We start from the raw sequence: 22,082 nt of genomic DNA on the forward strand, positions 1-22,082 counted from the left end.
CGTCCTGGCTTGACATGGCCGACCGCCTGGGTGATTGATGGATTTATGGGGTATTTGGCCGATGCCGAGCAGCAAACTGATGATTGGTCCGATTTCTGTCGAGCGTCGTGGCCGGGTTGGCGGGGTCGCGCCCGGGAATGGGGCCTCGTCGTCGGAGCGCTGGAGGCGGCCAAGGCAGGCCGGGGCGCGGTCTTGCTGGTCGAGGGCCGGTCGGGCGTCGGGAAGAGCCGCCTGCTCGGCATCACCACTGCCGCGGCGGCGGAGGCGGGGCTGGGAGTCGCTCAGGGCACGGCGGACGAACTCACCCAGCTGATCCCCCTCGCCCCGCTCACGTCGGCGCTCGGGGAGCCGAGCCGTGTGCTTCCCGCGGTTGCCGAGATGAACGTCTGCAGTCACGCCGATCAACGACTGCTGCTGGTGGAACAACTGGAGAGACGGCTGGAGAAGCGGGTTGCCGAGGAACCGACGCTTCTCGCGTTGGACGACCTGCACTGGGCCGATCCGATAACCCTGCTGGCCTTGCGGTCGATGACCAGAGAACTCGCCTCCTATCCGCTCGTCTGGATGCTGGTCCGCACGATCGGCAGCGGCGACTGCCCCCGTCTCAACTGCCTGTTCGACGTCCTGGAACGTGACGGCGCGACCCGGATCACGCTGGAGCCGCTGGATCAGGAAGCCGTGGAGGACGTCGTCACCGACGTCCTCGGGGCGAAGCCCGACCCGGACGTGCTGGCCCTGGCCGGCATCGTGGACGGCAACCCCTTCCTGCTCGTCGATCTCCTGGAGAAGTCCAGAAGCGAGGGCGTCTTCCAGATCGCCAATGGCCACGCGAGCATGGCGGCATCCCCGCCGCAGAGTCGGACGATCATGCAGGAACGCCTGGAAGGGTTGTCCGCACGGACCAGATATCTGCTGCAGTGCGCCGGAATCCTCGGCCGTGCGTTCTCGGTGAAGGATCTGGCCGAAATGCTGGATGAGACGACCAATGGCCTGTTGCCGATGCTGGAGGAAGCCATGCTGGCGGGCGTCATCGAACCCGCCGGAGACGAACTCTCCTTCCGGCACGACTTGCTGTGGCAGGCGGTTATAGGGACCATCCCCGACTCCGTACGCCGGGCCCTGCACCACGATGCGGGAAAGATGCTGCTCAAGCGCAGCGGATCGGCCGTTCCCGCCGCCGCGCACCTCATTCACAGTGCCACTCGTGGAGACACGTCCGCGCTACTGGGGCTCGACCGGGCGGCGCGGGAGGTGCTGCGGTCCTCGCCGCAGACCGCCGTCGACCTCGCCATGCGGGCGCTGGAACTCAGCGACGCCGCCGACCCCGACTGGTTCGGTCGCGCCGCCACGGCGGTCGACGCCCTGACGGTCATCGGACGGCTGTCCGAGGCGGCGGAACTCGCCCGTTCCGCGCTCGGCAGGGCCCCGCCTCTCCACGCCCCTCGCCTGCGGTGCGCGCTGGCGCACATCCTGCTGTGGAGCGGCCGGCCGGCGGATGCGGTGTCCGAGACCGAAAACCTGCTCGCCCAGAAAGACCTGCCCGACGACCTTCGCGGCATCGCCGAATGGACGATGTTCTGGGGGCTCACCTGTCTGAACGACTTCCGCAAAGGACGGCACCGGGCGGAAGCCGTTCTCGCCGACCGCGAGCGGCACACCGATGCCGCGGTCGTCGGAGCTCTCCTGCTGCTCGCTCGGTTCGCCATGGTCGACGGGCGGATCGCCGACTCGTACGCGCACCTTTGCGAAGCCCTGCGCATCACCGACCGTGGCGCCGCCGAAGCCATCCAGCGCCCGTATACGCGCCTGATACTGAGCCTCTACCACAGGGCCATGCGCGAGTTCGACGCGGCCGAGATCGCCATCCGGGCCGCCGAGGAGGAGATCAACGACCTCGGGCTGACCGTGCTCGCCGCACAACCCGCGCTGTTCCGCTCCGTTCTGCATCTCGGCGCCGGCCGGCTCGACGACGCCGCCGCCGAGGCCCAGGCCGGGAGCATGACCGCCGAAGAACTCGGCACCCACGGGTTCATCCGCGTCGGGCTGTCCATCCTCGCGGTCATCGCCCTGCGGCAGGGCGACATCGACGCCGCGGTCCGGCACATCGAACGCTTCCAGTCCATCCAGGCCGCGCCCGAGATGTTGTTCGGATCGGTGTGGGAGAAGTGGGTGATGGCGGCGGTGGCCGATGCCCAAGGTGATCCCGGGCGCGCGGTCGACATACTCGACGCCATCTACACCGACGAGGAGACACGGCGCTGGGCACTCCTCACGACGCCTCTTATGGCCGCCTGGATGATCCGGGCGGCGCTGGCCGCGGCGAACCGCCCGTACGCGCGGGCCGTCCTTGACACGGCCGAATACCTGGCCCGGAACAACCCGGACTTTCCGATCTTCACCACCACGTTCGCCCACGCCCGCGGGCTTTTCCACCAGGACCCCGATGCGCTGGCCGCCGCCGTCGATCAGCCCGAACCGTGGGCACGCGCCTTGACCGCCGAAGACCTCGGCGTCCTGCTGGCCGCCACTTCGGGCACCGACGCCACCGCGAAGGCCGTCGACGCCCTGGACCAGGCGCTCGACGGCTACGAGCGCATCGGCGCGCTCGGGGACGTGGCCCGTGTGCGGGCCCGGCTGCGGGCGCTTGGGGTGCGGCGCCGCCACTGGAACCAGCCCCAGCGGCCGGCCTTCGGCTGGGACAGCCTCAGCGACACGGAACGCGCCGTCGCCGGCCTGATCGCCAGGGGGATGACCAATCGCCAGATCGCCCAGCGGATGTTCCTGTCGCCGCACACGGTGTCCACCCACCTTCGCCGGATGTTCGGCAAGCTCCACATCGCGTCCCGCACCGAGCTGGCCCGCATCGTCGCCGAAAAGTGCCCTCAGCTCATCGAGAGTGGTCGAGCGGGTCCTCTCGACGCCGTGAACCATCCTTCCTCGCCGGGTGGTCCCGGACCGGATTAGCGCGATCGCGGACGGGATAAGAGTGAGGCAGGTCACACACCCGGCGCGGGGGGAGAACAGATGCGGTCCAGATCGTCAGCGCTGAACCGGGCGGCCGCCGGCGTGTACGCGGCCCTCGCCGCCCAGGTCGTGTCTGTGGCCGCGCTCGCCGTGTTCGAGGAGACCAGGGGCAGGCGGCTGGCCGCGCAGATCGCGGCCTTCGGCGGCGATCCCGCCTCTCCCGCCGCCCGGAGCGTCAGCGGCGCGGCCACGGCCTTCGCCGTGCTGGTCCTGCTGGTGATCGGCGCGACCGTGGCGTGCGCCGCCGCCTATCTGGGCTGGCTGCGGCTGGTGCGGCCGGGCACGCCTCCCGTCGCGCTCGCGGCGGCGTGCCTCGTGCCCGGCGTCAACCTCGTGGTCCCGCCGTTCCTCGCCGACCTGGCCTGGCGCGAGGGCCCGGCGGGGCGCCCCCGGCGAAACGGCGGCCTCATGCGGAGCGGCGGTCCCGCGCGGGGCGAGCCGTACGGCGGCGGGGACCGGACGCGGTGGCTGGTCGTCCTCGCCTGCTGGTGGATGAGCTGGCTGGCCGCGCTCGGCCTGGTGTTCGCCGGCCCGGCGCGGGACGGGCTGACCGGCCTCGGCACGGCCCAGGCCGCCGCGATCGCCGTCGCGGCCCTCCTGTGCGCCTCGGCCGTCCACGAGATCACGCTTCGGCACACGAGCGGCGGGCGCGGGGCCCGGCCCGCCGTCCGGCCGCAGGTCCGCCTCGGCAGCACCCTCGACCAGGCCGAACGTCCGTCCGGCAGGCCGGCGGGAGGCCGCGCGGAAACGAGCGGAACGGCTGCGCCCGGTGCCGGATCGGATGCCCAGCACTCCGAGCCCGGCCGCGCGGCCTCCGCCCGCGCGGGATTCGGGGACGGCGGCGAGGATCATCGGCCTGGCGGCGGTCCCGAGCTGCCGGAGCTGGCGTGCCAGAGCCGCCGCTGGGGCGCGGACGGATGGCCGGGGAACCGCCCCTCGCGTACGGCAGGCGGGGCGCCGTTGTCGGAGTAGGGCGACACCCGGAAGCCGTTGCCGTATTCGATGGGCCGTCCGCCCACCCCGGCACCGGGCACGGGCACCTCGCTGATCACGGCGCGTACGGCGTCGAGCCCCTCGGTGCGCCACACGCGGTCGAGGTCGGCGAGGTTCCAGCAGTGGACGGCGCGCAGCGAGACCGCCCGGCCCCCGGTGCGCCGCACCACTCCCCTGGCCGCGAGCAGCCACGACCCGAACACGGTCGCGGCCGTGTGCGCCTGCACCGACTCGAAGAACGTCAGGTCGATCGGGCCGGTGGAGTCGTCCAGGGTGGTGAAGATGACCCGCTGCCCCGACCGCACGGCGGGCGTCTGGGTGGCGACCTTCACCCCCGCGACCAGGATCTCCGCGCCGTTGCGCTGCCGGAGCAGATCCCTGGCCCGCGTCACGCCGATCGCGTCGAGCAGGTCGCGGTAGAAGTCCATGACGTGGTGGCTCACGTCCATGCCGAGGATCTCCAGCTCGGCCTCGACGGCCTCGGCCTCGGTCATCTCCGGAAGCTCGCCGGGCGTGACCCGATCGGTGAATCCCATCGGGAGCTGCCCCGCCGCGCCCACCGGTGAGCCGCGGTCGAGCGCGCCGACCTGGGCGATCAGGTCGCGCCTGGTCAGCCGTCCCGGCCGCCAGCGCGGCTCCCCCGGCCGCAGGCCGTGCAGCGCGTCGAACCCGCCGACCTCCACGATCCGCTCGGCCACCGGCCGCGAGGGCCGGGCCCGCTCCCAGAAGTCGGCCAGCGAGGTGTAGGGCCGGCCCGCGACCATGCGGTCCACCTCGGCCTCGCTCACCCCCCGTACGGCCGAGAACGGCACCCGCAGGCCATATCCGCGGCCGAACTCCACCGGCCCGTCCTCCACCGGCCCGTCCTCCACCGGCCCGCCCTCCGACGGGCCCGTACGCTCGACCAGCCAGGCCTTCCCCGACCGGTTGACGTCGAGGGGCAGCACGTCCACCCCGCACTGGCGGGCCTCGTCGAGGATGACCCGGCTCGGATACATGCCGGGGTCGTGGGTGAGCACGCCCGCGAGGAACGCCGCCGTGTGGTGCCGTTTCAGCCAGGCCGACTGATAGGTGGGCAGCGCGAACGCCGCCGCGTGCGCCTTGCAGAACCCGAACCCGCCGAACGCGTCGAGCACCTTCCACGCCCGCTCGACGACGTCGTCGGCGTAGCCGTTCTCCTTCGCGAGCGGCACGAACCAGGCGCGTACGGCCTCGCGGCCCTCCGGCGTGCCGAGGGCGCGGCGGGCCCGGTCGGCCTCCGACAGCCCCGACCCGGTCATGACGTCGATGACCTTCATGACCTGCTCGTGGAAGACGACCACGCCGTTGGTCTCCCTGAGGGCCTCGCGCAGCGACTCGTGCGGGTAGCGCGCCTCGCGGAAGCCGTGCCGGGTCTCCAGGTAGGGGGTGACCATGTCGGAGTTGACCGGTCCGGGGCGGAACAGCGAGATGTCCACGATCAGGTCGTGCATCGTGCGCGGCTCCAGCTTGGCGACCAGTTCGCGCTGCCCCGGCGACTCGATCTGGAAGCAGCCGATCGTGCGGCTGAGGCGGATCATGTCGTAGGTCTCCAGGTCGTCGCGCGGCACGGCGTCCAGGTCGATCTTCCGGTTCTCGACCCGGTCGACCTCCTGGAGGGCGTAGGCGAGCGCCGACTGCATGCGCACGCCGAGCACGTCGAGCTTGAGCAGGCCCGCCTCCTCGACGTCGTCCTTGTCGAACTGCGACATCGGGAAGTCGAGCAGGCTGCGCTCGACCGGCGTGCGGTCGCGCAGCGTGGAGTTGCCGATCAGCACGCCGCAGGGGTGCAGCGCGATGTGCCGGGGCAGCCCGTCGAGCCGCTCCGCCAGGCGGAACACCGTCTCCAGCGACCGGTCGTTCAGCCCGCTGTCGCGCAGCTCCGGCAGGTCGGACAGCGCGGCCCTGATCTGCCTGGCCCGCACCTGCGGGAACGCCTTGGCGATGACGTCGATCTCGTGCGGCGGCAGGCCCATGGCGGCGCCGACGTCCCTGATCGCGCTGCGGGCGCGATAGGTCTCCATCATCGACACACAGGCCACCCGCTCCTCGCCGTACCGGTCGAGGATCGCGCGGTAGCAGTCGAGGCGGCGGGCCGACTCCACGTCGATGTCGATGTCGGGCAGGCCCTTGCGGCCCTCCGACAGGAAGCGCTCCATCAGCAGGCCGTGTTCGAGCGGGTTCACCTCGCCGATGCCGATCAGGTAGTTGACCAGGCTGCTCGCCCCCGAGCCGCGGATCGCGCACCGCACACCCATCGCCCGGATCATGTCCGTGATGCCGGCGACGGACGTGAAATAGCCCGACAGCCGCTTCTTCTCGATCACGTGGAGCTCGGCGGCGAGCCGGTCGCGGGCCTCGGCCGAGCGCTCCAGGCCCCGCCGAGCCAGCCCCTCCTCGCAGCGGCGCCGCAGCAGGGGCACCGGGTCCTCGCCGACCTCCGGCAGGTGGAGCCGGGGCCGCTCGGGGTCGAGCAGGGGCACGATCTCGACGGGGTCGAGCACGCACCTTTCCGCGACACGCCGCGTCTCTGCCGGCAGGCGGGCGGCCCGGCCCGTGTCGCCGCCGCAGATCCGCGCGGCCACCCGCGCCATCTCTGCGCCGTCCTTCAGGTACGCGTGGGCCGTGGGGTCGTCGAGGTGCCGCCCGTCGAGAGGCACCAGCTTGCGCGCCGCGTCGAGCACGTTGCCGATCTGGTGGTCGGCGGCGTCCAGATAGCGGACCGCGTTGGTCAGCACGACCGGCACGCCCATCGAGTCGGCCAGCCCGATCATGCGGGCGGCGGTGGTCGCGTCGCGATAGCCGTACAGGTCGGACACCTCGACGACCAGGTCGGGGACCACCGCGCGCCAGGCGGCCAGCAGAGCGCGGGCCTGGTCGTCGCGCCGCTCGGCCACCGCGCGGCCGACGCCGGAGCGGGGCCCGAGCAGCACGGTCAGCCGGGGCTCCCCGTCCGGGCCGGTCGCGTGCTCGGCCACCATCCCCGGCGTGACGTACGGCGCGCCGCGCTCCCCCGCGTGGTGGGCGGCCGTGACCAGGCGGCACAGCGCGGCCCAGCCGTCGGTGCGCGCGAGCACGACGACCCGCGCCGGCTCGGCCGCCGTGCCCCGGCCGTGCCCGTGCCCATGCCCGTGCCCGTGCCCATGCCCGCGGCCGTGGCCGTGACCCGTGCGGCGGCCGGACGGCAGGCCGCCCTCGAACAGGTCGTCCGGCGTGGAGGAGGCGCCGTCGAGGGCGAGATCGACCCCGACGACCGGGCGGACGCCCTGCTCGTGGCAGGCGATGACGTGCTTGATCGCGCCGTAGAGGCCGTCGCGGTCGGTCAGCGCGAGCGTGTCCATGCCGTGCTCGGCGGCCCGCCGGACGAGGGCGGCCGGGAACGCGGTGCCGTACCGCAGCGAGAAGGCGGACGCCACGTGCAGGTGGGCGAAGGCGTGCGTCACGGGCGTGCCTCCGTCCGTCCCCCGGTCCGTCCTCCAGCGGCCCGTCCCCCGGTCGTCGTGGGTGGCTGGAGCGTTCCCATCAGTCCCAGGCCCTCAGCAGGAGCCAGCCGCCGCTGGCGGTGTCGAAGCGCAGTTCATAGGTCCCGACCTCCTTGCCGGCCGCGGCCCCCACTCGCCAGAAGCGCCGCTCGCCGGGATCGGCGTCCGAGGTCTTCCACCATTCTCTGGCGACCACCCAGTGGTCCTCGATCTCGCGGACGGTGTAGAGCCGGTCACGCCAGACGAACTGAGCAGGGCGCCCGTCCCGGACCCACACCTCGATCGGATCGCCGTAAAGTCTGCTCAAGACTCCTTCTCCCTGTGGCTTCGTGGCCACCCGGGGGAAGACGGGCGGATGATTCGGGCAGAATCGCCGCTACTTCGAACATACGTTCCCAGGGCGGTGAACGCAAGTCGGCACGGCCCGTTCCCGGGTGCGAAATCCCAGGAAGCGCGCCCGCAGGCGGATCCGTCAGGCACCGGCGACCGCATAGGGTCGCCGGGCGGACGCTTCGTCGCCGCAAGGTGCGCGGCGACCACGATGTCGACCCTGTGACGTTGAACCTCGTCCCGCACCCGAGGCGCGATCTTCAGAGGAGACCGTCTCCGTCTGTGATCACAGCAGTACTCTGGCGGGGACTCGCACTGGTCCGCACAGTGACCATTGGAACGCAGACCGGCATGGAAAGTGTGGCTTGATGGAGAAGCGGCTGATCGAGCTCGAGGTGGAGAACTTCCGCAGCCTGCGAAAAGTGGTGCTTCCCCTGGGGCCGCTCAATGTGCTCGTCGGCGCGAACGGCGCGGGAAAGACCAACATCCTCGAAGTGTTCCGATTTCTCGCGGACGTGATCCGGACCGACCTGCAGCCGGCACTCGACCTTCGCGGCGGGTTCGACGAGGTCGCCTTCTGGGGTGGGGACAAACCACCGACCTCCATCCAGATCAAACTGAAGGCCAACTGGACGACCCACAGCAGCCCGAACGCACCCGACGAGTACTCACTCCGGATCGAGCAGCGCAGCGGCAGATCGCTTTCCCGGCGTGAGACATTCCAATTCAAACGGACGCAGGGACGCGGCCGCCGCATCACGATTTCCGGCCAGAAGGTCAATGTCGTTCAAATCGGTAAAGACCGCGCCGAGTCCCCTGCACACTCCATCGGAATCCAGCGGCTGAGCAGCGGTCTCTCCACGCTTCCCCGGCTCACAGATGACGAGGGAGGGACCGAGGTGGCGACGGTGGCGCAGCGGCTCGCGTCCTTCCGGGTCTTCGATGTGAACGTCGGATCCGCCCGCATGCCGAGTCGCTTTCCACACGGGATGGATGCTTTGGAGGACGACGCCGCCAACATGGCCGCGTTTCTTCTGACGCTGCGAAGTCGTGACGAGGAGGCGTTCCAGAGGCTGGAGGCAGACGCGATCGAGGTGCTTCCACAGCTCACCGGAATTGATTTCGAATTTCCCTCTGGTCCCGCGCGCGAGGTCATCGTCATCCTCCACGAGCGAGGACTTCGCAGACGGACGCAGCTCGCCGACGCATCGTACGGAACGATCCGCCTCCTCGGTCTCCTTTCCCTGCTTTACGACCCCAGCCCGCCGGCCCTGACGTGCATCGAGGAGATCGATCACGGCTTGCATCCCCAAGCTCTGGAGCTCCTGGTGGAGCGGCTACGCGAGGCCAGCCTACGGACGCAGTTCCTCATCGCCACGCACTCCCCTGCCCTTGCCGACAGGCTGCACCCTCACGAACTGGTCGTCTGCGAACGCCGAGACGACGGATCTTCCGCGATACCCGCCATATCCCATAATCAGATCCGTGACATCGTCACGCGAAGCGAAGGGCTGCCTCTCGGCGAGCTGTGGTTCTCGGGCGCCCTGGGAGGCGATCTGTGACCCCGCGAGGCGGCACTCGGGTGCGTGCCACGAAAAAGCCCGTCGTGGTTCTCGCCGGCGAGGACAGCAACGACCGGCGCTGCCTCCGCATCGTGTTGGAAGCCATGTGCCCGCAGATGAAAGGGAGGCTCGTGGAGATCAACGAGCCTGTCCGACTAAGGCAGGCCACCGGGCAGAGACTCACCGATCGAGTGAACAAACTCGCCAGACTCGCCCGCGCCCGGGCCGCCAGGGAGAAGGCCGAACTCGCCTGCTTTTTCGTCCATGAGGATCTCGACGCCCTCGACGGCGAAGAGTACGTCCGGATTCGCGACCGGGTGCAGGACGCCCTGAACAGGGAGATGAATTCGGCTCATTACGGGCTGGCCGCATGGGAAACGGAAGCGTGGATGTTCCTGTTCCCGAAAGCGTTAAAGGCGTTCGTGTCCTCCTGGGAGGTGCCGAGCAAATACCTGGGGCGAGACACGGGGAAAATACATGACCCGAAGAAGGTCCTCATGAACGAGATCGGGAACTCGTCACGCCGCTACCGGGAGTCGGATGCACCCGGGGTGCTGGAGAAAGCGGTCTCCCTGGGATCCCTGAGAGAGTTGTCCGGTTCGAACCGATCATGGAGCGATCTCTGCGTCAACGTGGAGCGCTGCTGCGGGGAACACCTCGGGAACCGATAGTTCCGCCCTCACCTGCTTCCCTCTGCCGGACAGCCCCGAGTCACCCCTTCGCGGACTTCACACGCGTCGGCTCGGCCGGAAACCCGATTCGGCCTCCGTATGGAACAGGAGGGGCCTGTTTGGCACTCGGGACAGGAGAGTGCTAACAGTAGTGTCGTCGCCGGCGCGGGCGCTGGGACCAAGCACTACGACGCGTACGCGGCGGCGGTGATTCCCACGCCGAAGACCGTGGATGCGTATCGGAGGTGTACTCGTCATGCGTTCAGTGAGCGATCTTCACCCCGCCCGGTCCCGCTCCGGTGGCCTGCGGATCGCGATGGTCGCCCCACCCTGGTATGAACTCCCGCCCCGGGCGTACGGCGGCATCGAGGCCATGGTGTCCGACCTGACCACCGCCCTCGTGCGCCGTGGACACACGGTGACGCTCATCGGCGCGGGACGCGCCGACACCCCGGCGGACTACGTCGCCACCTATCCCGAGGCCCCCTCGTCGCGCATCGGCGAGCCGCTGCCCGAGGTGGTGCACGCGGCGGCCGCCGCGGCCACGCTGGCCTCCCTCGACGTCGACATCGTCCACGACCACTCCCTGGCCGGCCCGCTCACCGCGGCCTCCCGTACGGCCCCGACGCTGGTGACCGTGCACGGCGCGATCGACGACGACCTGGGCGAGTTCTACCGCAGGCTGGGCGGCACGGTCTCGCTGGCCGCCATCTCCGGCTCCCAGCGCGGGTCGGCCGCCGGCCTGAACTGGGCCGGTGTGGTGCACAACGCCGTGAACGTCGCGAGTTTCCCCTATCGGACGGACAAGGAGGACTGGCTGCTGTGGCTGGGCAGGTTCAGCCCGGACAAGGGCGCCCACCTTGCCATCGACGCGGCCCGCGCGGCCGGGCGCAGGATCCTCCTCGCGGGCAAGCTGACCGAGCCGTCCGAGCACGACTACTTCTCCAGGTTCGTCCGTCCGCGCCTGGGCGCGGACGCCGAATATGTGGGCGAGGCCGACGCCGCCCGCAAGCGCGACCTGCTGTCGCGGGCCCGCTGCCTGCTGTTCCCCATCCAGTGGGAGGAGCCGTTCGGGCTGGTCATGATCGAGGCGATGGCGTGCGGCACGCCGGTGGTCACCCTGCGCCGCGGCGCGGCCCCCGAGGTCGTGGTGGACGGCGTCACCGGTTTCGTGCGCACCTCGCCCGACGAGCTGCCGGACGCGGTCGAGCGGGCCGGCGCGCTGGATCCCCGCGCCTGCCGCGCCCACGTCGAGCGGCGCTTCGACGTCTCGGTGATGGCCGAGGGATACGAGCGCCTCTATCGGCAGGTGATCGCCGCGGCCGCCCGGCGAAACCGCACTCCCGCCTCCGTCCCCGCCCCCGCTCTCGCCGGCTGACCAACCGACCGGCCCGCCTGCCGCGCACGCCGCGGGCGGGCCGGACCGGCACGGTTGCTCAGGTGCCGTGGCTCAGGCGCCGTGACTCAGCCCGCGTGATCCGCGTACGCGGCCAGGAGCTGGGCCTCCGCGGTGTCGAAGTACGCGAGCAGCTCCCGCTCGGCCCGTTCGGGATCGCCCTCGATCAGCAGCGTGGCGATGCGCGCGTTGTCTTCCAGGTAGGGCTCGTGGAAGGTCCTGAGCTCGCCCATCACGTGGAAGGCCAGCCGCAGCTCGGCGAGCAGGCGCGCCATGGTCTCGTCCACCCGGGGACTGGCGAGCAGCGCGGTGATCGCGCGGTGGAACCGCATGTTGGCGGTGCCGACGGCCGCCCAGTCACCGTCCTCCGCCGCCGCCTTCCCCTTCTCGACGTGGCGCCGCACCTCGTCCAGAGCCTCCCGCGGGGCCGTGACGGACGCCCGTACGCCCGCCGTTTCGAGGATGCGGCGCATCGCGTAGATGTCGGCCACGTCGGCGGCGGCGAGCTTGCGGACGAAGACCCCGCGGTGCAGCTCGTGCACCAGCAGGTTCTCGTGCGACAGCAGCCGGAACGCCTCTCTGAGCGTGTTGCGGGAGACGCCGAGCAGGTTGCCGATCGTCTCCTCCGACAGGCGGGTGCCCGGCGGCAGGGAGCCGTCGATGACGTTCTCCCGCAGGACGTCGGCGACCAGCTCCGCGGCACTGGCCCGATCGAGCACCGGCCGGGCCGCGCTCAACCGTGCCGCCCAGTCCGCCATAGCCGTCATCACCGCAACCCCTTCTCGACCGCCGGATCAGTCCCAGCTTAGGCCGCGGCACGCCGGCCGGATTCCGTGATCACCAATGGATTTCGCGCGATCACATGGAGTTGTAGCGCGGAAGTAACCTACAAGAGTCTTGATGAATCGTTGAACAATCCTCTAATTTCCAGGGGAGGTGAAGCAAAGGAGTTTCGGATGAACCCACCCCCCGGCACCCAGACGACCCCGTCCGCGGGCACCACGAGCGGAGGACGGCGCTCGGCGCTGCTCGGCGCGATGTTCCTCATGGCCACGAGCGCCATCGGCCCCGGCTTCATCACCCAGACGACGACGTTCACGGCGCAGCTCGGGGCGGCGTTCGCCTTCGTGATCGTCGCGTCGATCCTCGTCGACATCGCCGTCCAGCTGAACGTCTGGCGGGTGATCGGCGTCTCCGGCATGCGCGCCCAGACGCTGGGCAACCGGGTGCTGCCGGGCTCGGGATATCTCCTGGCCGCCCTCGTGGCGTTCGGCGGCCTGGTGTTCAATATCGGCAACGTCGGCGGCGCGGCGCTCGGCCTGAACGCCCTCGCGGGGATCGACGTCAAGATCGGCGGCACGGTGTCCGCCCTGATCGCCGTCGGCATCTTCCTCAGCAGGAAGGCCGGCGTGGCCGTCGACCGGATTGTCGTCGTCCTCGGCGTCGTGATGGTGGCGCTGACGCTGTACGTGGCGGTCGTCTCCGACCCGCCGGTGGGCGAGGCCCTGCGGCAGACGGTCCTGCCGGACAAGGTCGACTTCCTCGCCGTCACGACGCTGATCGGCGGCACGGTCGGGGGCTACATCACCTACGCGGGGGCGCACCGGCTCATCGACGCGGGCGTGACCGGACCGCGCAACGCGGGGCAGATCTCCCGCGGCTCGGTCACCGGCATCCTCGTCACCGGTGTCATGCGCGTGATCCTCTTCCTCGCCTCGCTCGGCGTGGTGGCCGGAGGCTTCAAACTCGCCGCCGACTCCGCCAACCCCGCCGCCGACATCTTCGCGAGCGCGGCGGGCGAGCTGGGCCTGCGGCTGTTCGGCGTCGTCCTGTGGGCCGCGGCCATCACCTCGGTCATCGGCGCCTCGTACACGTCGGTGTCGTTCCTCGCCAGCTTCTCGCCCCGGACGGACCGCTACCGCTCGTGGATCACGGTGGCCTTCATCATCGTCTCGACCGCGGTCTTCCTGCTCCTCGGCAAGGCTCCGGCCAACCTCCTGATCCTCGCCGGAGCGCTCAACGGCCTCATCCTGCCCGTCGGCCTGGCGGTGATCCTCTGGGTCGCCGCACGCCGTCGTGATCTCCTGGGCGGATACCGCTACCCTGTCTGGCTGCTCGGGATCGGCGTGCTCGCCTGGGCGCTGACCATCTATCTCGGCTGGAACTCCCTCAGCGGGATCAGCGCGCTCTGGAGCTGACGTGTCCTACCCGACCATGTGCATCGACCTCAACTCCGACCTTGGCGAGGGCTTCGGCCGGTGGACCCTCGGCGACGACGACGCGCTGCTGTCGATCGTCACGAGCGCCAACGTCGCCTGCGGATTCCACGCGGGAGACCCGGTCATCATGCGGCGCACCTGCGAGACGGCGGCCGCGCGCGGCGTGGTGATCGGCGCCCAGGTCGGCTATCGCGACCTGGCGGGCTTCGGGCGGCGCTTCGTCGACGTGCCGCCCGTCGAGCTCGCCGACGACGTCATCTACCAGATCGGCGCCCTGGACGCCTTCGCGCGCGTGGCGGGCACCAGGGTCAGGTATGTCAAGCCGCACGGCGCGCTCTACAACGCGATCGTGCACCACGAGGCGCAGGCCGCCGCGGTGGTCGCGGCGGTGCGGGCCTACGACCCCGGCCTGCCCGTGCTCGGTCTCCCCGGCTCGGCGTGGCTGCGCCAGGCGTCCAGGGCCGGCCTCACCACGGTCGCCGAATGCTTCGCCGACCGCGCCTACACCCGCGAAGGCAGACTGGTGCCGCGCGGCGTGCCCGGCGCCGTCCTGCACGACCCCGCCCTGGTCGCCGAGCGCAGCGTGCGCATGGCCAGGGGCGAGCCGATCGAGGCGGTCGACGGCACACCGCTCACCGTCACCGCCGACTCGATCTGCGTGCACGGCGACAGCCCCGGCGCCGTCGCCATGGCGATCGAGGTCCGTGACGCGCTCAAGGCGAACGGCATCGGCCTGGCGCCGTTCGCGCAGCAGCCGTTCGCGCAGCAGCCGTTCAAAGAGCAGCCGGTCACGGACACGAAGGCGTCGTTCGCGGAGGAGAGTGTGTGAACGCACGGCTGCACCGCTGTGGCGAGCACGCGGTCCTGGTCGAGCTCGACCGCCTCGAGGAGGTGGTCGCCCTCTACGATGCCCTCGCGGCCTCCCCTCCGCGGGGGATCGTCGACCTCGTCCCCGCGGCGCGTACGCTGCTCGTCCGGTTCGAGCCGCCGGCACGTCACTCCGAGGTGGAGTCCGCCGTCCTGTCCGTACGGCCGGCCCGGGGCCGCCTGGCGACGACCGAGGAGGTGGTGATCCCGGTGGTGTACGACGGCGACGACCTCGCCGACGTGGCCCGGCTGACCGGGCTCACCGAACGCGAGGTCGTGGCGGCGCACACCGGGACGGCGTGGACGGTCGCCTTCTGCGGGTTCGCCCCCGGCTTCGGCTATCTGATCGGCGGCGATCCCCGGCTGGCCGTGCCCCGGCGGCCGGAGTCCCGCGTACGCGTGCCGACCGGCGCCGTGGCGCTCGCCGGGGAGTTCAGCGGGGTCTACCCGCGCGAGTCGCCGGGCGGCTGGCAGCTCATCGGGCGCACCGAGACCGTGGTGTGGGACATCGCGGCCGACCCGCCCGCCCTGCTGCGCCCGGGGGTCCGGGTGCGGTTCGCGGAGGCGCGGCCGTGAGCGGGGCGTCATGAACGAGCAGGCGGTGAGCGGGCCTCGGCGGGCGCTGGTGGTGCTGGCTCCCGGTCCGCTCACCACGGTGCAGGACCTCGGGCGGCGCCGGCACAGCCATCTCGGCGTCGGGCGTTCCGGCGCCGCCGACCGGGGCGCGCTGCGGCTGGCCAACCGCCTGCTGGCCAATCCCGAAAACGCCGCCTGCCTGGAGGTGACCCTGGGCGGGCTGAAGGTGCGCGCCGTCGGCGACCTGCTCCTGACGCTCACCGGCGCCCCGTGCCCCGCCACCGTCACCCTCCCTGATGGACGCACGCGCGGCCCCGGGCACGCGTCGGTCGAGCACCTGCCTGACGGGGCCACGCTGCGGCTCGGCGTGCCGCCCCGGGGGCTGCGGACCTACCTGGCGGTCCGCGGCGGGATCGACGTGCCCGAGGTGCTGGGGTCGCGGTCCACCGACCTGCTCTCCGGGCTCGGCCCGGAACGTCCGGCGCCCGGGTCGGTGCTCCCGGTCGGGCCGGCGCCCGCGGCGTTTCCGGTGGCCGATTTCGCCCCGGTGCCCGAGCCTGAGGCGGGCGTCCTCGTGCTCGATGTGATCCCGGGGCCACGCCACGACTGGTTCACCCCCGGGGCGCTGGCGGCCCTGTGCGCGGAGCCGTACGAGGTGACCCCGCACAGCGACCGGGTCGGCATGCGGCTGCGCGGGCCGCGCCTCGAACGCGCGCGCGACGGGGAGCTGCCGAGCGAGGGCATGGTGCCCGGCGCGCTGCAGGTGCCGCCGTCGGGGCAGCCGACGCTCTTCCTCGCGGATCACCCCGTGACCGGCGGATATCCGGTCATCGCGGTGGTGCGCGACCACCACGTCGACCGGGCGGCGCAGGCCCGCCCCGGGCAGCACGTCCGTTTCCGGGTGGCCGGCACCCGTTGACCTGGTGGGCTTCCTCATCGGAATCCGGCCGTGCCACGGCGCGCCGGCGCACGCCGGCGACCGGCGCCTGCTCTGAGGCCTGCCGGGATCAGTCGGCGGCGCGGCGGACGAGGGGGTTGGCGGCGGTGGAGTTGCGGATGCTGAAGGTCACGCTGCCGGCCCGGTAGCGGTCGTCGGAGCACTCCACGGGCCTGCCCTCCTGCGTGGTGGTGACGCGGCGCTGGCGCAGCAGGGGGCTGCCCCGCCGCACCTCGAGCAGCCGGGCGTCCTCGCTGCCGGCCGCCACGGCGTCGATCAGGTGCTCGCCGTACGCGAAGACGAGGCCGACCGACTCGTAGAGCTCCTGGGTCACCGACTCGCACTCGGGGTCGAGCCGCTCGACGGCGGGGGCGATCCACCCGGCGTAGACCGTGCGCTCGACCAGCACCGGCTCGCCGTCGAGCCGCCGCAGCCGCAGCACGTCGAGCACCTCCTCCCCCGGCTCCAGCGACAGCCGTACGGCCTCGGAGGGCGAGCACCGGCGGCGGCGGGAGGACAGCACGGTGCCGCTGGCGCGGTAGCCCATCGATCGGGCCCACTGGGCGAAGCTGTGCAGCTCGGCGAAGCTCTGGCTGCGCTCGCTGCCGAGCACGATGCGGCGCGCGCCCTGCCGCGACCCCACCAGCCCCTCGGCGGCCAGCAGGGCGACGGCCTGGCGAACGGTGCCGCGCGCCGCCGAATAGCGTAGGGCCAGCTCAGCCTCGGAGGGGAGCTGAGCGCCTATCGGATAGTCCCCCCTGACGATGGCGTCCCGCAGGTCACCCGCGATCTGTTCGTAGCGCGCCATCGTGATGAGCCCTTCCGTTCACGCGACTGACATCGATATGCGACTTACTAGCTCTGGCTTGTTTGTACAAGTTCGCCTAAGTTCGATCCACGCACCACAGTGGGAGGGACAGTTGTCCACACGTACCGTCGGCCTTGTGGCCGCGCTCACGATAACCACCTCAGTGATCGCGGCATGCGGCGCCGCCCCCACGACCGCCGGCGGCGGCTCGGGGTCGGGTGATTCCAAGGCCGCCTCCGCGACCTCCGTCCAGGACTTCGGCGGGATGGACAAGCTGGTGGAGGCCGCCAAGAAGGAAGGGCAGCTCAACACCATCGCTCTGCCGCCCGACTGGGCCAACTACGGCGAGGTCATCAAGGCGTTCGAGGCCAAGTATGGCATCAAGATCACCAACGACAACCCCGACGGCTCCAGCCAGGACGAGATCAACGCGGTCAAGACCCTCAAGGGCCAGGACCGCGCGCCCGACGTGCTCGACCTCGGCAGCGCCTTCGCGCTCAGCGGCGCCCAGGAGGGCCTCTTCGCGCCTTACAAGGTGCAGAGCTGGGACAAGATCCCCGATGGCCAGAAGGACGCGAGCGGCGCCTGGTACTACGACTACGGCGGCTACATCTCCATCGGCTGCGACGCCAAGCGGGTCAAGACCTGCCCCCAGACCTTCGCCGACCTGCTCAAGCCCGAATACAAGGGCATGGTCGCGCTGAACGGCGACCCGACCAAGGCCGGCGCCGCCTTCGCCGGCGTCTACGCCGCCTCGCTCGCCAACCAGGGCTCGTTCGACGACATCCAGCCGGGCATCGACTTCTTCAAAAAGCTCAAGGAGAACGGCAACTTCAACCCGGTCGAGGCCACCCCGGCCACGGTGGAGAAGGGCGAGACCCCGATCACCCTCGACTGGGACTACCTGCAGGCCAGCTACGCCAAGGAGTTCTCCTCCAAGGGCGTGGACTGGCAGATCGCCATCCCCGGCGACGGCCAGTACGCCAACTTCTACGCCCAGGCGATCAACAAGTGGGCGCCGCACCCCGCCGCCGCCCGCCTCTGGCAGGAGTTCCTCTACAGCGCCGAGGGCCAGAACCTGTGGCTGAAGGGCTACGCCCGCCCGGTGCTGCTGCCCTCCATGCAGGAGGACGGCAGCGCGGACGCCACGATGGTCGCCCAGCTCCCCAAGGTCGAGGGCACCCCCTCCTTCCCCACTCCGGACCAGGTCAACAAGGCCAAGGAAGTCCTGGCGAGCGGGTGGGGCGCGGCGGTCTCGGGCTGAGATCGTGCGCGACAGCCGTACGCGATCGAAGAGCCGGTGGGCGGCCGTGCCGCTGCTGGTCTTCGTCGTCATCGTCTTCGGCGTGCCGATGCTGGTCCTCCTTGGTGGCACGTTCACCAAGGAGGGCACGTTCAGCACCGCCAACCTCACCGAGTCGCTCCAGGGCGCGTACCTGACCGCCCTGTTCGGCAGCGTCAAGCTCTCGGCGCTGGTGGCGGTGCTGGGCGGGGTGCTCGGCACCTTCCTCGCCCAGGCCGTGGTGACCTCCCGGTTCCGTGCGCTGCGCGAGGCGGTGCTGACCGCCTCCGGCGTGCTGGCCAACTTCGGCGGCGTGCCGCTGGCCTTCGCCTGGATCGCCACGCTCGGCAACTCGGGCGTCGTCACCACCACGCTCGGCCTCGGCCAGCACGGGTGGAGCCTGTACAACTTCTGGGGTCTCACCCTGGTCTACCTGTACTTCTCCATCCCCCTCCAGGTGCTCACGGTCGTGCCCGCGCTCGACGGGCTGCGCCCGCAGTGGCGCGAGGCCGCGCAGAACAACGGCGCGAGCACCTGGCAGTTCTGGCGTTATGTCGGGATTCCGGTGCTGACCCCGGCGCTGCTCGGCGGGGTCGTGCTGCTGTTCGGCGGCGCGTTCTCGGCCTACGCCACGGCGCAGGCCATGGTCGGGTCCACGGTCCCGCTGGTCACGCTGAAGATCGCGGACGCGCTCACCGGCAACGTGCTGATCGGCCACGAGAACGTCGCGCTGGCCCTCAGCCTCGACATGATCGTGGTCGCGGGCCTGGTCATGGCCGTCTACCTCCCGCTGCAGCGAAGGAGCGCCCGATGGCTTCGCTGACCCCCCAGGTGACCCCTCAGGTGACCACGCAGGCCGCCACCGGAACGGCGCCCGCGCGCGGCGGCCGGCCGCGGCAACGCGGCGCGACGGCAGCACGGTCCCGGGTGTGGCGCGGGGTGGTCCTCGTGCTCGCCGCCGTCTATTTCCTCGTCCCGCTGATCGCGTCGTTCGTCTTCACGGTGAAGGTGCCCGACCAGGGCTTCTCGCTCGACGCGTACGGCCAGATCTTCTCGGCCGAGGGCTTCGGCGGCAGCCTCCTGCTGTCGCTCGGGCTCGGGGTCGCCACGATCGTGCTCGTGCTGCTGCTGACGCTGCCCGCCGCGGTGGCCGTACGGCTCGGCGCGCCGCGGCTGCGCCCGGTGCTCGAAGTGGTCTGCACGCTGCCGCTGGTGGTGCCGCCGATCACGTTCGTGGCCGGGATCAGCACCGTGCTGCGGTGGGGGCCCGACTATCTGGCGACCACGCCCCTCTATCAGACGATCATCGCGGTGCAGAACCCCGACTTCCCGGTGGTGCTCGTGCTCGCCTACGTCGTGCTGGCGCTGCCGTTCGCCTACCGCTCGCTCGACGCGGGCCTGGGCGCGATCGACGTGCGCACGCTGTCGGAGGCGGCCAGGAACCTCGGGGCGTCGTGGCCCCACGTGCTGCTGCGGGTGATCATCCCCAACATGCGGTCGGCGATGGCGAGCGCGTCGTTCCTCACGCTGGCGCTGGTGCTCGGGGAGTTCACGATCGCCAGGCTGCTCAGCTTCGAGACCTTCCCCAACTGGATCTACCGGATCTCCGGCTCACAGGCGCAGGTGTCGGTGGCCGTCTCGGTGTTCAGCCTGCTGATCACCTGGCTGCTGCTGCTCGCCCTGTCGTCCGCCGGTGCGAGGCAAAGGAGTGGATCATGAACAGCGCCCGGGTCGAGTTCCGCGGCCTGCGGCGGCGGTTCGGCAGCACGGTCGCGCTGGACGGGCTCGACCTCACGGTGGAGCCCGGCGAGCTGATCGCGCTGCTCGGCCCGTCGGGGTGCGGCAAGACCACCGCGCTGCGCTGCCTCGCCGGCTTCGAGCAGCCCGACGAGGGCGAGGTGCTGGTGGACGGCGCCGACATCACGCGCGTGCCGGCCAACCGGCGCGACGCGGGCATGGTCTTCCAGTCCTACAGCCTCTTCCCCAACCTCAACGCGCGCGACAACGTGAGCTTCGGCATGCGGGTGCGCAAGGCGCCCGCCGCCAAGCGGCACGCCCGCGCGCAGGAGCTGCTCGAACTGGTCGGCCTGCCTTCCGTCGGCGACCGCTACCCCCACCAGTTGTCCGGTGGCCAGCAGCAGCGCGTGGCGCTGGCCCGCGCGCTCGCCCTGGAGCCCAGGGTGCTGCTGCTGGACGAGCCGCTGTCGGCGCTCGACGCCAAGGTGCGGGTCACGCTGCGCGAGGAGATCCGCCGCCTGCAGCTCTCCCTCGGCATCACGACGATCTTCGTGACGCACGACCAGGAGGAGGCGCTGTCGATGGCCGACCGTGTCGCCGTGCTGCGCGACGGCCGCCTGGAGCAGGTCGCCGACCCCGCCACCCTGTACGACCGGCCGGCGACCGCGTTCGTCGCCGAGTTCGTCGGCGCGATGAACCACCTGCCCGGCCTGGTGTCGGGCGACGGGGTCACCGTCCTCGGGCAGACGCTGCCCGTGGAGGGGCCGTCTCCGGACGCGGCGCAGGCGGACGTGCTGGTGCGGCCCGAGGCCGTGCTGGTCACTCCGGACGCCGAGGGCGACGGGATCGTCATGGTGTCGTCGTTCCGCGGCTCCACCGCCCGCCTGCGGATCCGCCTGGGCGACGGCACCGAGGTGCTGGCCGACGTCCCCGGCCACGACTCGGCGCGCTTCGCGCCCGGCACGGCCGTACGGATCGGGCTGGTCGAGCGGCCAGTGCTCGTGTCGGCCCGTTCGGAGACCGGAGCCGCGGCGGCGGTCCCCGAACCCGATGTCGTCTAGGGCGTGCCCTGCGGCGGTCCTGTTCGACATGGACGGCACGCTGGTGGACACCGAGGACCTGTGGTGGGACGCCTGCGTGGAGGTCGCGGACGGCCTCGGCTCCCCTCTCGGGGAGGCCGACCGCGAGGCGCTGTTCGGCCTGTCGGTCGAGGACGCCGCCGTGCACATCACCGGAGGTCCGGGGGCGGCGGCCGTCGAGGCCATGCTGACGGGCGCGTTCACCGGCCGGCTGAAGAACGGGGTGACCACGCTTCCCGGCGCGGTCGCGCTGCTGGAGGCCCTGCGCGCGGCCGGGATCCCGGCGGGGCTGGTCAGCGCGTCCCCCCGGCCCGTCGTGGACCTGGTGCTCGAAACCGTCGGCGGGCACCGTTTCCGGCTGTCGGTGGCCGCCGGCGACAGCGCCAGGAACAAGCCCGCGCCCGATCCCTACCTGGCCGCCGCCGCGCGGCTCGGCGTCGACCCGGCCGCGTGCGTGGCGATCGAGGACAGCCCGACCGGCGTCGCCTCGGCCCGGTCCGCCGGGTGCGCCGTCATCGTGGTCGGCCCGTCCGGCACGACGAACGAGACGAGCGGCGTGAGCGGAACCGACGGGGTGACGGCGGTGCCGACGCTGGAGAGCATCGACCTGCCGCTGCTGCGCCGGCTGGTCATCTGCGCATCTCAGTGAACGCCGTGAGCCTCGGCTGGTAACTTCGCGGACTTAAGTTCCCCTTGGGTATCGTCGCAGCATGCACGTCATGAACACCTGCGACGATCCCAAGGACGTCTACTCGGCCGCCTGCCCGTGCCGCAACATGCTCGACCTGCTGGCCAACAAGTGGAGCGCGCTGGCCCTGGGCGCCCTGGAGGACGGGCCGCAGCGTTTCGGCGCGCTGCGCGCCCGGCTCCAGGGCGTCAGCCCCAAGGTGCTCACCCAGACCCTGCGCCGCCTGGAGGACCACGGCCTCGTCCACCGCGACGTGTATCCCGAGGTGCCGCTGCGCGTGGAATACAGCCTCACGCCGCTCGGCCGCGACGCCAACGTCCCGCTCGCCCACCTGCGGACGTGGGTGGAGCGCAACATCGGCCGCTTCCCCGGTTCGGAGTAGGCCCTTCACCTGGATGGTTCCCGATGGATAC

The 22,082-nt window shown here is 71.3% G+C and carries 18 protein-coding genes; 14 read left to right on the forward strand and 4 right to left on the reverse strand.

Annotated elements, in window-relative coordinates; translation table 11 throughout:
- Nucleotides 1–45: 45 nt before the first annotated feature.
- A complete protein-coding gene (locus tag FLX08_RS08925) occupies nucleotides 46–2,964 on the forward strand; it encodes a helix-turn-helix transcriptional regulator (protein ID WP_142617755.1) in 2,919 nt (972 codons plus the stop codon).
- Nucleotides 2,965–3,872: 908 nt separating this feature from the next.
- On the opposite strand, the gene FLX08_RS08930 is transcribed toward FLX08_RS08925, so the two are convergent.
- On the reverse strand, nucleotides 3,873–7,478 hold the full coding sequence (locus tag FLX08_RS08930) for a DNA polymerase III subunit alpha (protein ID WP_142617756.1): 3,606 nt from the start codon (nucleotides 7,476–7,478) through the stop codon (nucleotides 3,873–3,875).
- A 79-nt stretch (nucleotides 7,479–7,557) separates the two neighbouring features.
- Nucleotides 7,558–7,824, reverse strand: a complete 267-nt coding sequence (locus tag FLX08_RS08935; protein ID WP_142617757.1) for a DUF6504 family protein — start codon at nucleotides 7,822–7,824, stop codon at nucleotides 7,558–7,560.
- A 391-nt stretch (nucleotides 7,825–8,215) separates the two neighbouring features.
- Between FLX08_RS08935 and FLX08_RS08940 the strand changes: the two genes are divergently transcribed.
- From FLX08_RS08940 to FLX08_RS08950, 3 genes are all read left to right on the forward strand, one after another.
- On the forward strand, nucleotides 8,216–9,409 hold the full coding sequence (locus tag FLX08_RS08940; protein ID WP_142617758.1) for an AAA family ATPase: 1,194 nt from the start codon (nucleotides 8,216–8,218) through the stop codon (nucleotides 9,407–9,409).
- Nucleotides 9,410–9,429: 20 nt separating this feature from the next.
- The gene (locus FLX08_RS08945; protein ID WP_244312503.1) at nucleotides 9,430–10,080 is read left to right on the forward strand and encodes a hypothetical protein; all 651 of its coding nucleotides are present in this window, start codon (nucleotides 9,430–9,432) and stop codon (nucleotides 10,078–10,080) included.
- Between the two features lie 256 nt (nucleotides 10,081–10,336).
- Entirely contained in the window at nucleotides 10,337–11,458 is a 1,122-nt protein-coding gene (locus tag FLX08_RS08950) for a glycosyltransferase family 4 protein (protein ID WP_142617760.1), read from the forward strand.
- Nucleotides 11,459–11,544: 86 nt separating this feature from the next.
- Here the strand turns inward: FLX08_RS08950 and FLX08_RS08955 are convergent, their stop codons facing one another.
- The gene (locus FLX08_RS08955) at nucleotides 11,545–12,243 is read right to left on the reverse strand and encodes a GntR family transcriptional regulator (protein ID WP_142617761.1); all 699 of its coding nucleotides are present in this window, start codon (nucleotides 12,241–12,243) and stop codon (nucleotides 11,545–11,547) included.
- A 189-nt stretch (nucleotides 12,244–12,432) separates the two neighbouring features.
- Here FLX08_RS08955 and FLX08_RS08960 point away from each other — a divergent pair, with 189 nt between their 5' ends.
- The 4 genes from FLX08_RS08960 to FLX08_RS08975 are packed head-to-tail and all read left to right on the forward strand — an operon-like array spanning nucleotide 12,433 to nucleotide 16,057.
- The gene (locus FLX08_RS08960; RefSeq protein ID WP_142617762.1) at nucleotides 12,433–13,674 is read left to right on the forward strand and encodes an NRAMP family divalent metal transporter; all 1,242 of its coding nucleotides are present in this window, start codon (nucleotides 12,433–12,435) and stop codon (nucleotides 13,672–13,674) included.
- A 16-nt stretch (nucleotides 13,675–13,690) separates the two neighbouring features.
- Complete coding sequence (locus FLX08_RS08965) at nucleotides 13,691–14,524, forward strand: LamB/YcsF family protein (RefSeq protein WP_142617968.1); 834 nt, start codon at nucleotides 13,691–13,693, stop codon at nucleotides 14,522–14,524.
- Nucleotides 14,521–15,138, forward strand: a complete 618-nt coding sequence (locus FLX08_RS08970) for a 5-oxoprolinase subunit B family protein (protein WP_142617763.1) — start codon at nucleotides 14,521–14,523, stop codon at nucleotides 15,136–15,138. The genes FLX08_RS08965 and FLX08_RS08970 overlap by 4 nt, the downstream gene beginning before the upstream one ends.
- 10 nt (nucleotides 15,139–15,148) lie before the next feature.
- Complete coding sequence (locus tag FLX08_RS08975) at nucleotides 15,149–16,057, forward strand: 5-oxoprolinase subunit C family protein (RefSeq protein WP_142617764.1); 909 nt, start codon at nucleotides 15,149–15,151, stop codon at nucleotides 16,055–16,057.
- An 88-nt stretch (nucleotides 16,058–16,145) separates the two neighbouring features.
- Here the strand turns inward: FLX08_RS08975 and FLX08_RS08980 are convergent, their stop codons facing one another.
- Nucleotides 16,146–16,883 carry a GntR family transcriptional regulator gene (locus FLX08_RS08980; RefSeq protein ID WP_142617765.1) on the reverse strand — a complete coding sequence of 246 codons (738 nt, stop codon included), beginning with the start codon at nucleotides 16,881–16,883 and terminating at the stop codon, nucleotides 16,146–16,148.
- 112 nt (nucleotides 16,884–16,995) lie between these two features.
- Between FLX08_RS08980 and FLX08_RS08985 the strand changes: the two genes are divergently transcribed.
- From FLX08_RS08985 to FLX08_RS09010, 6 genes are all read left to right on the forward strand, one after another.
- Nucleotides 16,996–18,147, forward strand: coding sequence for an ABC transporter substrate-binding protein (locus tag FLX08_RS08985; RefSeq protein WP_244312504.1), 1,152 nt, complete (start codon nucleotides 16,996–16,998; stop codon nucleotides 18,145–18,147).
- 4 nt (nucleotides 18,148–18,151) lie between these two features.
- Nucleotides 18,152–18,988 (forward strand): ABC transporter permease, encoded by an 837-nt coding sequence (locus FLX08_RS08990; RefSeq protein ID WP_244312505.1) that lies wholly within the window; start codon nucleotides 18,152–18,154, stop codon nucleotides 18,986–18,988.
- Complete coding sequence (locus FLX08_RS08995) at nucleotides 18,976–19,884, forward strand: ABC transporter permease (RefSeq protein WP_142617766.1); 909 nt, start codon at nucleotides 18,976–18,978, stop codon at nucleotides 19,882–19,884. Before FLX08_RS08990 ends, FLX08_RS08995 begins: the two co-directional genes overlap by 13 nt.
- Nucleotides 19,881–20,963, forward strand: a complete 1,083-nt coding sequence (locus FLX08_RS09000) for an ABC transporter ATP-binding protein (RefSeq protein WP_142617767.1) — start codon at nucleotides 19,881–19,883, stop codon at nucleotides 20,961–20,963. The genes FLX08_RS08995 and FLX08_RS09000 overlap by 4 nt, the downstream gene beginning before the upstream one ends.
- A complete protein-coding gene (locus FLX08_RS09005; RefSeq protein ID WP_142617768.1) occupies nucleotides 20,953–21,630 on the forward strand; it encodes an HAD family hydrolase in 678 nt (225 codons plus the stop codon). The genes FLX08_RS09000 and FLX08_RS09005 overlap by 11 nt, the downstream gene beginning before the upstream one ends.
- A gap of 61 nt (nucleotides 21,631–21,691) precedes the next feature.
- A complete protein-coding gene (locus FLX08_RS09010; protein ID WP_142617769.1) occupies nucleotides 21,692–22,051 on the forward strand; it encodes a winged helix-turn-helix transcriptional regulator in 360 nt (119 codons plus the stop codon).
- Nucleotides 22,052–22,082 lie beyond the last annotated feature (31 nt).

It is taken from the genome of Microbispora hainanensis (assembly GCF_006874475.1).
In the GTDB taxonomy this organism is placed as follows: domain Bacteria; phylum Actinomycetota; class Actinomycetes; order Streptosporangiales; family Streptosporangiaceae; genus Microbispora; species Microbispora hainanensis.